The 12,248-nt window shown below is 57.7% G+C and carries 10 protein-coding genes; 6 read left to right on the top strand and 4 right to left on the bottom strand.

The window, feature by feature from the left end:
* The first annotated feature begins 38 nt into the window (after positions 1-38).
* Together hrcA and AC2FFF_RS13600 are read left to right on the top strand one after the other, a co-directional pair.
* Complete coding sequence (hrcA, locus tag AC2FFF_RS13605) at positions 39-1,103, top strand: heat-inducible transcriptional repressor HrcA (RefSeq protein ID WP_142637402.1); 1,065 nt, start codon at positions 39-41, stop codon at positions 1,101-1,103.
* A gap of 10 nt (positions 1,104-1,113) precedes the next feature.
* Entirely contained in the window at positions 1,114-1,677 is a 564-nt protein-coding gene (locus AC2FFF_RS13600; RefSeq protein WP_142637400.1) for a nucleotide exchange factor GrpE, read from the top strand.
* A 32-nt stretch (positions 1,678-1,709) separates the two neighbouring features.
* Here AC2FFF_RS13600 and mutS read toward each other — a convergent pair whose 3' ends face one another.
* A complete protein-coding gene (mutS, locus tag AC2FFF_RS13595) occupies positions 1,710-4,322 on the bottom strand; it encodes a DNA mismatch repair protein MutS (RefSeq protein WP_496882975.1) in 2,613 nt (870 codons plus the stop codon).
* Between the two features lie 160 nt (positions 4,323-4,482).
* On the opposite strand from mutS, the gene AC2FFF_RS13590 reads away from it, so the two are divergent.
* Together AC2FFF_RS13590 and AC2FFF_RS13585 are read left to right on the top strand one after the other, a co-directional pair.
* Positions 4,483-6,738, top strand: coding sequence for an NADP-dependent malic enzyme (locus AC2FFF_RS13590; protein ID WP_142637398.1), 2,256 nt, complete (start codon positions 4,483-4,485; stop codon positions 6,736-6,738).
* Positions 6,739-6,741: 3 nt separating this feature from the next.
* Positions 6,742-7,611 (top strand): ribokinase, encoded by an 870-nt coding sequence (locus AC2FFF_RS13585; RefSeq protein ID WP_142637396.1) that lies wholly within the window; start codon positions 6,742-6,744, stop codon positions 7,609-7,611.
* Here the strand turns inward: AC2FFF_RS13585 and msrA are convergent.
* From msrA to AC2FFF_RS13570, 3 genes are all read right to left on the bottom strand, one after another.
* Positions 7,608-8,279 carry a peptide-methionine (S)-S-oxide reductase MsrA gene (msrA, locus tag AC2FFF_RS13580; protein ID WP_142637394.1) on the bottom strand — a complete coding sequence of 224 codons (672 nt, stop codon included), beginning with the start codon at positions 8,277-8,279 and terminating at the stop codon, positions 7,608-7,610. The genes AC2FFF_RS13585 and msrA overlap by 4 nt on opposite strands.
* A gap of 96 nt (positions 8,280-8,375) precedes the next feature.
* A complete protein-coding gene (locus tag AC2FFF_RS13575) occupies positions 8,376-8,657 on the bottom strand; it encodes an SCP2 sterol-binding domain-containing protein (RefSeq protein ID WP_142637392.1) in 282 nt (93 codons plus the stop codon).
* 147 nt (positions 8,658-8,804) lie between these two features.
* Positions 8,805-10,031, bottom strand: a complete 1,227-nt coding sequence (locus AC2FFF_RS13570; RefSeq protein WP_142637390.1) for an argininosuccinate synthase — start codon at positions 10,029-10,031, stop codon at positions 8,805-8,807.
* A gap of 177 nt (positions 10,032-10,208) precedes the next feature.
* Here AC2FFF_RS13570 and AC2FFF_RS13565 point away from each other — a divergent pair, with 177 nt between their 5' ends.
* Positions 10,209-10,934: a hypothetical protein gene (locus AC2FFF_RS13565; protein WP_496882974.1), complete on the top strand. Its 726-nt coding sequence runs from the start codon at positions 10,209-10,211 to the stop codon at positions 10,932-10,934.
* A gap of 57 nt (positions 10,935-10,991) precedes the next feature.
* Entirely contained in the window at positions 10,992-12,218 is a 1,227-nt protein-coding gene (ilvA, locus tag AC2FFF_RS13560) for a threonine ammonia-lyase IlvA (protein WP_496882973.1), read from the top strand.
* Positions 12,219-12,248 lie beyond the last annotated feature (30 nt).

Below are 12,248 nucleotides of genomic sequence, written 5' to 3'. Positions count from 1 at the left end.
TACCTGCTATTTAATGGCCATCCAGCAGAGGATTGCCGATGAGTGACGCAAGCAAAATTCTGAACGAGATGAATGACCGGTCGCGCGAGGTGTTTCGGCTGATTGTCGAAAGCTATCTGGATAGCGGTGAGCCTGTCGGCAGCCGTACCCTGACGCGCACTTTGTCGGAAAAAGTCAGTGCGGCGACGGTTCGCAATGTGATGCAGGATCTTGAGTTTCTGGGCCTGCTCGACAGCCCTCATGTCAGTGCGGGGCGGATTCCGACGCAACACGGGTTACGGATGTTCGTGGACGGATTGCTGGAGGTCGGTGATCTGGGCGCGGATGACCGGCAGAAGCTGGACGACACACTGGGCGCTAACTCGGGGGATGTCGGCGGGATGCTTGACCGTGTCGGTGCGGCCTTGTCACACGTGACACAAGGGGCCTCACTGGTTTTGACGCCGAAACACGAAGCGGAAATCAAACATATCGAATTTGTGTCGCTTGGGCATGACAGGGCCCTGGTGGTTTTGGTCTTTTCCGACGGTCAGGTGGAAAACCGGCTGTTCAAGCCGCCACCCGGGCAAACGCCCAGCTCGATGCGGGAAGCGGCGAATTTTCTGAACGCCCTGATCGAGGGCCGCACAATCAGCGAGGCTCGCCGTCAGATGCTGACCCAGATCGATGCGCGGAAACAGGAAATTGACGTGTTGGCCCGTGAAATGGTCGACAGCGGCATGGCCGCATGGGACGGGGATGATGGCGACTCGGCCCGTTTGATCGTCCGAGGGCGGGCGAATCTGCTGGGTGAACGCGGCGAAGCAGATGAGTTGGAGCGCATTCGCACCCTGTTTGACGACCTCGAACGCAAGCGCGACATCGCCGAATTTCTGGAATTGACCGAAGAAGGCGAAGGTGTGCGCATTTTTATCGGGTCTGAGAACAAACTTTTCTCACTTTCGGGTTCCTCTTTGGTGGTGTCTCCATATATGAACGCTGATCGTAAGATAATCGGTGCGGTTGGGGTCATCGGGCCCACACGTCTGAATTATGGACGGATCGTGCCGATCGTGGATTATACGGCGCAACTGGTCGGCAAACTGATATCCGACCGGAGCTAGAGGGTAAGAGATGGCAGAGCCCAAGAACGAAGATTTTCTGGACGATATCGCAACGGCCGAGGCCGAAGAGCTGGCAGATGAATTTGCTGAGATCAGCGAAGAAGCGCTGGAGCTGGATGAGCTGCGCGCCGAGCGCGACGACTACAAAGACAAATTCATGCGTGCATTGGCCGATGCGGAAAACGCGCGCAAGCGCGGCGACAAGGCACGGCGCGATGCCGAACAGTATGGCGGCTCGAAACTGGCTCGTGACATGCTGCCGGTCTATGACAATATGAAACGCGCGCTTGAGGCCGCAACCGACGAGCAGAAAGAGGTCGCAGGCGCTTTGCTGGAAGGTGTTGAGCTGACCATGCGCGCGCTGAAGGACGTGTTTCAGAAACACGGGATTCAGGTGATCACGCCAGAAGTTGGCGATCGGTTTGACCCCAATGTGCATGAGGCGATGTTCGAGGCCCCCGTGCCCGGAACACGCGCCGGTGACATCATCCAGGTATCTGCAGAAGGCTTTATGCTGTACGACCGGCTCTTGCGCCCCGCGCAGGTGGGTGTGTCGTCCACGCCGGCAAGCTAAGCGCTTAAGATATCATTCAATTATTGAGGCGGTCAGGATCTGGCCGCCTCTTTCAATTTATAGATCAGGTCCAATGCCTCGCGCGGGCTTAGCTCATCCGGCAAGATCTCACCCAACATATCCGCAACGGGTGAAGCTTTTGGGGGAGGCGGTGGCGGCGGGGCAGCCGAGAACAGCGGCAGATCGTCGATCAAAGCCTTTTGCTTGCCGCCTTCGCGTTCGGTTTTCTCCAGCTGGTCCAGCACAACGCGGGCACGTTCGACAACGGATGCCGGCAGGCCAGCCAGTTGCGCCACCTGGACACCATAGGACCGGTCTGCGGCGCCTTTGTGAACCTCGTGCAAAAAGATCACTTCGCCCTCCCATTCCTTGACCGCAACGGTGGCGTTGTCGACACCTTCCAGATTTCCGGCCAGCGCGGTCAGCTCGTGATAATGCGTTGCAAACAGCGCGCGACATTTATTGGCGGCGTGCAGATGTTCGAGCGTGGCCCAGGCGATGGAAAGCCCGTCATAGGTGGCCGTCCCGCGTCCGATTTCATCCAGGATGACCAGCGCATGATCGTCGGCTTGATTGAGGATGGCGGCGGTTTCGACCATTTCAACCATAAAGGTCGACCGACCCCTGGCCAGATCGTCAGATGCCCCGACACGGCTGAACAGCTGGCTGACTACACCGATATAGGCTTGTTCGGCTGGAACATAGCTGCCCATCTGTGCAAGCAGGGCGATCAGCGCATTCTGCCGCAGGAAGGTTGATTTACCCGCCATGTTGGGGCCGGTCAGCAACCAGATTGCAGCACCATCTTCGGCGCTGAGATCACAATCATTGGCGATAAACGCGTCACCGCTTTGTTGGCGCAGCGCATGTTCAACAACCGGATGCCGCCCGCCCTGAATATCAAAGGCACGAGAGGCATCGACCTGCGGGCGACACCAGTTCTCGCCCCGTGCCAGATCGGCCAGCGCAGTGGTTAGGTCCAGTTCTGCCAGCCCGCGCGCGGCTTGGTTCAGTTGCGCAGCACGGGTAAGAATCTCATTAGAAAGCCTTTGATAGAGCCGCTTTTCGATCTCCAAAGCATGATTTCCGGCGTTCAGGATACGGGTTTCGATCTCGGACAGTTCTACTGTCGTGAACCGCACCTGATTGGCCGTGGTTTGCCGGTGGATATAGGTTTCGGAGAACGGCGGGTTCAACATCTTTTCGGCATGTGTGGCCGTGGTTTCGATGAAATAGCCCAGCACGTTGTTATGCTTGATCTTCAGTGAGGTGATGCCGGTGTGCTCGGAGTATTTCTGCTGAAACCCGGCGATGACGGATCGACCTTCGTCGCGCAGGGTCCGGGCTTCATCCAGTTCCACATCATAGCCGGGGGCAATGAAGCCGCCATCGCGCGCCATCAGGGGCGGTTCGGCCACAAGCGCCTCATCCAGCAGGGTCAGCAGATCATCAAACCCTGTCAGGTTTTGCACCGCAGTGGCCAGCAATACCGGCAGATCTCCGGCATTGCACAGTTCGGCGATGGTTGCGGCCTGCGCCAGCCCGTTGCGGATGGCGGCCAAATCGCGAGGGCCGCCACGATCTAGCGACAGGCGCGACAAGGCGCGGTCCAGATCGGGGGTTTTGCGCAAGGCATCGCGCAGATCTTGGGCGATCAGGCTGTCATCGGCTGTAAAACTTACCGCATCCAACCGCCCGTGGATCACATCCAGATTGCGCGAGGGGCTGGACAGGCGCTGTTCCAACAGCCGCGCGCCGCCCGGCGTCACCGTACGGTCAACCACCGACAAAAGCGATCCGGCGCGCCCGCCAGACAGCGACCGGGTCAGCTCCAGATTGCGGCGTGTTGCGGCGTCGATTTGCACCACGCGGTCCTCGGATTCTTTCAGCGGCGTTTGTAGCAGTGGTAATTTGCCTTTTTGCGTGATCTCCAAATAGTCAATCAATGCGCCCATAGCGGACACTTCGGCCCGGCCAAAATTTCCAAACGCGTCCAGCGCGCCCACGTGAAACAAATCGCAGATGCGCTTTTCAGCCGCCGTGCTGTCGAAACTGGCACGGCCAATGGGCGTCAGTGAGATGCCCAGATCGCGGGCAGGTTCGTGCAGGACCTGTTCGGCCCCGTCTGCCACGATCAGTTCCGACGGGGCCAGTCGAGCCAGTTCAGGGCTTAGGCGCACAGAGGTCAAAGGCATCACGTGAAATGCCCCGGTTGAGATATCGGCCCAGGCTAGCGCCGCTTCATCCCTCACCTCGGCATAACAGGCCAGAAAGTTGTGGCGGCGCGCCTCTAGCAGCGCGTCCTCGGTCAGTGTTCCGGGTGTCACCAGTCGGACAACACCGCGCTTTACCACTGATTTAGAGCCTCTCTTCTTGGCCTCAGCCGGGCTTTCCATCTGTTCGCAAACGGCCACGCGAAAGCCTTTTCGGATCAGCGTCAGCAGGTACCCTTCGGCGGCATGGACCGGCACACCGCACATCGGGATGTCGGCGTCGTTGTGCTTGCCGCGTTTGGTCAGGGCGATGTCCAGCGCCTCGGCGGCGTTGACGGCATCCTCGAAAAACATCTCGTAGAAATCGCCCATCCGGTAAAACAGAAGGGCGTCGGCATGGGCCTCTTTGATTTCGAGATATTGCGCCATCATCGGCGTGACTGTGGACAAGGCTGATCCCTTTTGACGGCGTTCGGTCGCGACCTTACAAATCCGCCATCTGGTGCGAAAGGCAAAAGTATTCTCGTTGAGGCGCGCGCGTGCCTGCGCTATGAGGCAGAAGCCCCGTAGTTGCAGAGAAACGACGTATCAAATGCCCAAAGCGAAGATCACCAACGAAGAGGCGCTGGCCTTTCACCTGGACCCAACTCCTGGCAAGTGGGAGGTACAAGCCACCGTTCCCATGACCACGCAGCGCGACCTGTCGCTGGCCTACAGCCCCGGCGTGGCTGTTCCATGTGAAGCAATCGCGGAAAATCCAGAAACGGCCTATGACTATACCAACAAGGGAAATCTGGTCGCCGTGATTTCGAATGGGACGGCGGTGCTGGGTCTTGGTAATCTGGGCGCGCTGGGCTCAAAACCGGTGATGGAGGGCAAGTCAGTCCTGTTCAAGCGTTTCGCTGACGTAAACTCGATCGATATCGAGCTGGACACCGAAGACCCGGATGAGTTCTGCCGCGCCGTGCGTCTGATGGGCCCGACCTTTGGTGGCATCAATCTGGAAGACATCAAGGCGCCCGAGTGTTTCATCATCGAACAGCGCCTGAAGGAAGAAATGGATATCCCCGTCTTCCACGATGATCAGCATGGCACGGCGGTGATCTGTGCAGCGGGCCTGCTGAATGCGCTGCGTATCTCGGGCAAGAAGATTGAAGATGTGAAGATTGTTCTGAACGGTGCTGGGGCTGCTGGGATAGCGTGTATCGAACTGCTCAAGTCCATGGGCGCGCGGCATGAAAACTGCATCGTGTGTGACACCAAAGGCGTGATCTATCAGGGCCGGACCGAGGGCATGAACCAGTGGAAATCGGCCCATGCGATCACCACGGATCTGCGTACGCTGGAAGACGCCATGAAAGGCGCAGACGTCTTTCTGGGCGTGTCGGTCAAAGGGGCTGTGACGCAAGATATGGTCGCCAGCATGGCCGATAACCCGGTGATTTTTGCGATGGCAAACCCCGACCCCGAGATCACACCGGAAGAGGCGCATGAGGTGCGCGTAGATGCCATCGTCGCCACAGGGCGCAGCGATTATCCGAACCAGGTCAACAACGTGTTGGGCTTTCCCTACCTGTTCCGCGGTGCGCTGGATATCCACGCCCGCGCCATCAATGACGAGATGAAAATTGCCTGTGCCCACGCCCTGGCCAACCTCGCGCGCGAAGATGTCCCTGATGAGGTCGCGATGGCCTATGGTAAGTCGCTGACCTTTGGGCGCGATTATATTATCCCGACACCTTTCGATCCGCGCCTGATTCACCGCATTCCGCCCGCCGTTGCGCGGGCCGGGATGGATACCGGCGCGGCGCGGCGCCCGATTATCGACATGGACGCGTATGAGCTGAGCCTGAAATCCCGCATGGATCCGACCGCCAGCATTCTGCGCGGCCTGAACGCGCGGGCCCGTCAGGCGCAAAGCCGAATGATCTTTGCCGAGGGCGACGATCCGCGTGTGCTGCGGGCTGCGGTGATGTATCAACGCTCGGGCTTTGGTAAGGCGCTGGTCGTAGGCCGCCCGGATGACGTCAAGCAAAAGCTGGAAGAGGCCGGGCTGGGCGATGCTGTGCGTGAGCTGGAGGTCGTGAATGCCGCCAACACTGCGCATCTCGATACCTATTCTGATTTTTTGTACGATCGCCTGCAGCGTAAAGGCTTTGATCGAAAGGATATTCATCGACTTGCCGCGCGCGACCGGCATGTGTTTTCATCGCTGATGCTGGCACATGGGCATGGCGACGGTTTGGTCTCGGGCGCGACGCGTAAATCGGCGCATGTGCTGGATCGGATCAACCATGTGTTCGATGCAGATGCGGCCCGTGGCGCGGCCGGTGTGACGGCGCTGTTGCACAAGGGGCGGATCGTGCTGATCGGCGACACTCTAGTCCATGAATGGCCGGACGAAAACGATCTGGCCAATATCGCCGAGCGCTCAGCAGCCGTTGCCCGCCATATGGGGCTGGAGCCGCGCGTTGCCTTTGTCAGCTTTTCGACGTTTGGCTACCCGGTGTCGGAGCGGGCCGAAAAGATGCACCGCGCTCCTGCCGTTCTGGATCAGCGTGGCGTAGATTTCGAATACGAAGGTGAAATGACGGTGGACGTGGCGCTGAATGTCGACCAGCAGGCAAACTATCCGTTCCAGCGCCTGACCGGACCGGCGAATATCCTGATTGTCCCAGCACGGCATTCGGCCTCGATCTCGACCAAGTTGATGCAGGAAATGGGTGGGGCCACGGTGATCGGCCCGATCTTGTCGGGCATCGACAAGCCGATTCAGATCTGTTCGACCATATCGACGGCCAATGACATTCTGAACATGGCCATTCTGGCCTCCTGCGATATTGGTTAAGCCATGACAATCTGGAATCTAGGATCGATCAACGCAGACATGATTTATGATGTGCCACACCTGCCGGGCGCGGGTGAGACGCTTTCGGCCAACCGTTTGGATCGGTTTCTGGGCGGCAAGGGCGCGAATATGTCCGTCGCCGGCGCGCGGGCCGGCGCGCGGGTGGCGCATATTGGGGCCATAGGGCCCGACGGGCGCTGGGCGCGTGACAGGCTGACCGAATATGGCGTCGATACCCGTTGGATTGCCGAGGTTTCAGATCCTACCGGGCATGCCATTATCGCCGTAGACGCCGAGGGTGAAAACAACATCATCCTGTTTCAAGGCGCAAATCATGCAATTACGTCAGATCAACTAGGCCAGGCGCTGTCATCGGCGGATCAGGGTGATCTGATTGTGACGCAAAACGAAACCAACTTGCAGGTCGAAGCCGCAAAATTGGGCCGCGAAATGGGGCTGACTGTCTGTTACGCGGCGGCCCCTTTTCAAGCCGATGCAGTGCGGGCGGTTCTTCCGTATCTGGATTTCCTGATCCTAAATGAGGTCGAGGCCGAGCAGCTGCGGCAGGCAACCGGACAGGGCCTGTCCGAGTTGGGGATAGAGCATGTCATTGTGACCCTCGGATCAAAGGGCGCGCGATATCATCATAAGGGGACGACCTCGGATTTTTTGGCTTACAAGGTTCAGGCGGTGGACACAACTGGTGCGGGCGATACGTTCACAGGTTACGTTCTGGCAGGAATGGATCGTGGCATGCCGATGGAGCAGGCCATATTGCAGGCAAACCGGGCTGCCGCGTTGATGGTGACACGGCACGGTACGGCGGATGTCATTCCTGATCTGAAAGAAGTGCGCGAAGCGCGCTTTGATTAAGACCCGGCAAAGGGCGCGTCACTGCCCCACAGCTGTTTGACGCGGGCGTCGCGACCGCAGGCTTTGCGATAGGCCTTATAGGCGTTGTGCTGGCGTTTGGGACCAAACCGCGTAAAGACCAGTTTTTCGCCCTTATAGTAATCCTGATGATAGGCTTCGGCCGGGTAAAACCGGTCCTGTTGCAGGATCGGGGTGACAATCGTTTGACGCAGGACGTTCTGCGCTTTGGATTTTGCAGCCTCGGCCAACGCCTTTTCGCCTGTGTTAGAGACGAAAATCGCTGTGCGGTAACTCTCTCCCCGGTCGCAGAACTGTCCGCCCGCATCCGTAGGGTCGACCGAGCGGAAAAACAGGTTCAGCAGGGTTTCACGGGAAACACGGGCTGGGTCAAAGGTAATCTGAACCGCCTCGTAATGGCCTGTGCCGCCTTTGGACACCTCGCCATAGGTTGGGTCGGCGGTTGCGCCGCCGGTATAGCCCGAGACCGCATGAATCACCCCTGGCACGGATTCGAAATCGGATTCAACGCACCAGAAACATCCCCCGGCCACAGTCAGCGTTTCGGTCCCGGCAGCGGGTGCAGGGGCGGCGCGCAGCATTGCGACGATGAGGATCAACGCGAATAAAAGCCATGGCTTGACTGCATCAAGATATGTGGTTCGGATCATGGTGGGTCTCCTTCCATGATCAGACTGCCTTGGGAAAACTTCAGGCGCAACGCGCTGACATCTGTTCTCACGCGCTGGTGAGACGAGTTTATCGCCTCAGCCCAGCAACTGCCCCAGTTTCATCGCCACACCCATATTGCCTGAGATCTTGAGCTTGCCCATGGCAATACCGGTCATCGGGTTCAGCTTGCCGGTCAGCAGCTTGGTTAGGTTCTCTTGTGAGATACGAATGGTGCAATCAGTGTCCCGATCCTGCGTCGTCGCCTGATTGTCGGCCAGAACAATCACACCGGCATCACCGCAATCGAATTTCAACGACCCATCGAAGTTTTTGCCATTCAGACCGCTCTGAATACCTTCTGCGATATCCTGCAACATGCCCCCTCCTTTCAGTGTTGTGACTTGGGTAAAGACATATCCTGCGGTGGAGCAAGAGTGACCTGACGGGAGGTGGCAAAAATGGGCGCATAAAAAACCCGGCATCCTGAGGGGCTGCCGGGTCTTCAGGTCAAAATCTCAGCTGTCTTACTTTGACAGCCGTTTGTCGCGTGCTGCCAGCAGTTTCAGGCGTAGGGCGTTCAGTTGGATGAATCCCGCAGCGTCTTTCTGATCGTAGGCACCAGCATCCTCTTCGAAGGTCACGTGCGCCTCGGAATACAGCGAGTGTTCCGACCAGCGGCCAACGGTCGATGCCAGACCTTTGTACAGCTTCACGCGCACGGTGCCGGTGACATGATCCTGAGATTTGTCGATCGCGGCCTGCAGCATCTCGCGCTCGGGCGAGTACCAGAAGCCGTTATAGATCAGCTCTGCATATTGAGGCATCAGCTGGTCCTTCAAATGCATCGCGCCCCGATCCATGGTGATGGATTCGATGCCACGGTGTGCTTCCAACAGGATTGTGCCGCCGGGTGTTTCATAGATACCGCGCGATTTCATGCCAACAAAGCGACCTTCGACCAGATCGAGACGCCCAATGCCGTGCTTGCCGCCATATTCGTTCAGCTTGGTCAGGATGGTGGCCGGGCTCATCGCCTCGCCATTGATGCTGACCGCGTCACCTTTTTCGAACCCGATCTCGATGAATTCTGGTTTATTCGGCGCGTCCTCGGGGTGGACCGTGCGCTGATAGACGTAATCGGGCGCCATATCGGCGGGGTCTTCCAGAACCTTGCCCTCGGATGAGGTGTGCAGCAGGTTGGCATCAACCGAGAACGGTGCCTCACCCCGCTTGTCCTTGGCGATCGGAATCTGGTTGGCCTCGGCAAATTCCAGCAGCTTGGTGCGGCTGGACAAGTCCCACTCGCGCCACGGGGCAATCACCTTGATGTCAGGGTTCAGCGCGTAAGCGGCCAGTTCGAACCGCACCTGATCGTTGCCCTTACCGGTCGCGCCATGAGATACGGCATCCGCTCCGGTCGCCTCGGCAATCTCGACCAGACGTTTCGAGATCAACGGTCGCGCAATCGAGGTGCCCAGCAGGTACAGGCCCTCATACTGCGCATTCGCGCGGAACATCGGAAAGACGAAATCGCGGACGAATTCCTCGCGGATGTCCTCAATATAGATGTTTTCGGGCTTGATCCCCAGCAGCTCGGCCTTCTTGCGGGCGGGCTCCAACTCCTCGCCCTGACCCAGATCGGCGGTGAAGGTTACGACCTCACAACCATACTCGGTCTGCAGCCATTTCAGGATGATCGAGGTATCAAGGCCACCGGAATAGGCCAGAACAACTTTCTTGGGCGCGGACATCTGACTTCCCTTTATGCGTAGAACGACTGGCCCCTAGCGGGTTTTGAACGCGGGGGCAAGTTATCTGCGTTGACGCAGGTCGGGATTTGGGGTGAAACAGAAGGAAAGAAAACAAGAATTGGTTGAAGGGATAGATTTCAGATGTTGGGTTGGCAGATTTTTGCACATTCGGTGCGGATGGTTATTGGGAATCTCAAACAGGTTTTGCAGATTACGTTCGGGCCATCTTTGGTTGCGACAGCGGTGATTGTCGCCCTGTTTTTTGTATTGGACGTTCCGCTGGATCAACTCAATACAACCACCGGAGAGTTGCCTGCAGGCGTTTCGAGCGGATCGGTGATTGGCTTCCTGGTGGGCTTTATGGTCGTGATATTTGTGACGATGTTCTGGATTGTGGTGTCGTGGCACCGCTTTGTCCTGCTTGAGGAATATCCAAGAGGTATTTTCCCAACCTTCCGGTTCGATAGAATTCTGGCCTATTTCGGGCGGGTTCTTCTGTTGGGTATCCTGATGGCCATCGCGTTCCTGCCGGCGGGCGCGGTACTTTCAGCGCTGGGCGGTGGAGCATTGTCAGTTGTGTTTGTCATTGTCCTTGTCGTCTTCCTCATCATCGGCTTCTACCGTTTGTCCATAATCCTGCCTGCAGCAGCGATTGGGCAACCGTTGACGCTTGGGCAAGCTTGGAACAACACCGCCGGTGCGGGTGGTGCGATCATCGTTCTTTTGCTTGTAAGCTTTGTGTTCCAGGTCGTGGTCCAGTTGGTCTTTACAGCTCTCGCTTTCATCCCGGTTCTGGGTGTTTTGCTCTCACTGTTCTTTGGGGTTCTGGTTTTGCCCCTGATCAATGTCAGTATCTTGACCACCATGTACGGCGTGTTCGTTGAAAAGCGCCAGCTGACCTGAACTCGTACACATATGTATTCCTTGCTCTTTCAGCGATGATGGGGCAGGGAAACCGGCATGAGTGATTTCATGACCCGCGCCCGCGCTGCCGAACAGGCGATGCGCTCTGTGTTTCCGGTGACGCCTCTGCAGCGCAATGCCCATCTGTCTGATCGTTTCGGGGCCGATATCTGGCTGAAACGTGAGGACCTCAGCCCGGTGCGGTCCTACAAGATCCGCGGTGCGTTCAACGCCATGCGCAAACAGCAGAGGCAGAACCTGTTTGTCTGCGCCAGTGCGGGAAATCATGCGCAGGGCGTGGCCTTTATGTGCAAGCACATGGATGTGAAGGGTGTGATCTTCATGCCCGTGACGACGCCGCAGCAGAAAATCCAGAAAACTCGTATCTTCGGCGGCGACAATATCGAGATTCATCTGACCGGCGACTATTTCGATGACACGTTGGCCGCCGCGCAGGCGTGGTGCACCGAACAGGGCGGCCATTTTCTGTCGCCCTTTGACGATGTTGATGTGATCGAGGGGCAAGCCTCGCTTGCGGTTGAGATCGAAGCGCAGTTGGGTGGGTTGCCGGACCACATCCTTTTGCCAGTAGGTGGTGGCGGCATGTCTGCGGGCGTGGCTACGTGGTTTGGCGATCGGACCCATTGCCTGTTTGTGGAACCCAAAGGCGGTGCCTGTCTGCACGCGGCAATGGCAGCAGGACATCCGGTGGCATTGGATCAGGTGGACAATTTCGTTGACGGTGCTGCGGTTGGTCGGATCGGTGAAAAACCGTTCGAATTGCTGAAATCCCGTCATCTGTCGGATGCTCTGGTCCTGTCCGAAGACCGAATCTGCACAACCATGATCGAGATGCTGAATGTCGAGGGCATCGTTCTGGAACCCGCCGGGGCCCTCGCGATTGAGGCGCTGAGCGATATTCAGAGTTTTATCCGAGGGAAAACCGTTGTCTGCGTAACCTCTGGTGGCAACTTCGATTTCGAACGTCTGCCCGAGGTCAAGGAACGCGCGCAGCGCTATCTGGGGGTGAAGAAATACTTCATCCTGCGCTTGCCACAGCGCCCTGGCGCATTGAAAGAGTTCCTGAACATCCTTGGCCCCGAGGATGACATTGCGCGGTTTGAATACATGAAGAAATCGGCACGTAACTTCGGCTCGGTTCTGATTGGTATCGAAACCCGCAAGCCCGAAAACTTTGCCCGTCTGTTCGCGCATCTGGATGAAGCCGGGTTCACTTTTACGGATATCACCGAGGACGAGACCCTCGCCCAGTTTGTGATCTGAGAAAATGACCAGACTGCAAAGTTGTCTGTC

It is taken from the genome of Ruegeria sp. YTSA226 (genome assembly GCF_059609905.1).
Note: the sequence above shows the minus strand (reverse complement) of the source record. Positions and strands in the feature narration are given on the sequence as shown.

Coding starts and splice junctions, on each gene's coding strand:
- hrcA (WP_142637402.1), top strand. CDS start 39: ATGAGTGACGCAAGCAAAATTCTGAACGAGATGAATGACCGGTCGCGC.
- AC2FFF_RS13600 (WP_142637400.1), top strand. CDS start 1,114: ATGGCAGAGCCCAAGAACGAAGATTTTCTGGACGATATCGCAACGGCC.
- mutS (WP_496882975.1), bottom strand. CDS start 4,322: ATGATGGCGCAATATCTCGAAATCAAAGAGGCCCATGCCGACGCCCTT.
- AC2FFF_RS13590 (WP_142637398.1), top strand. CDS start 4,483: ATGCCCAAAGCGAAGATCACCAACGAAGAGGCGCTGGCCTTTCACCTG.
- AC2FFF_RS13585 (WP_142637396.1), top strand. CDS start 6,742: ATGACAATCTGGAATCTAGGATCGATCAACGCAGACATGATTTATGAT.
- msrA (WP_142637394.1), bottom strand. CDS start 8,279: ATGATCCGAACCACATATCTTGATGCAGTCAAGCCATGGCTTTTATTC.
- AC2FFF_RS13575 (WP_142637392.1), bottom strand. CDS start 8,657: ATGTTGCAGGATATCGCAGAAGGTATTCAGAGCGGTCTGAATGGCAAA.
- AC2FFF_RS13570 (WP_142637390.1), bottom strand. CDS start 10,031: ATGTCCGCGCCCAAGAAAGTTGTTCTGGCCTATTCCGGTGGCCTTGAT.
- AC2FFF_RS13565 (WP_496882974.1), top strand. CDS start 10,209: ATGGTTATTGGGAATCTCAAACAGGTTTTGCAGATTACGTTCGGGCCA.
- ilvA (WP_496882973.1), top strand. CDS start 10,992: ATGAGTGATTTCATGACCCGCGCCCGCGCTGCCGAACAGGCGATGCGC.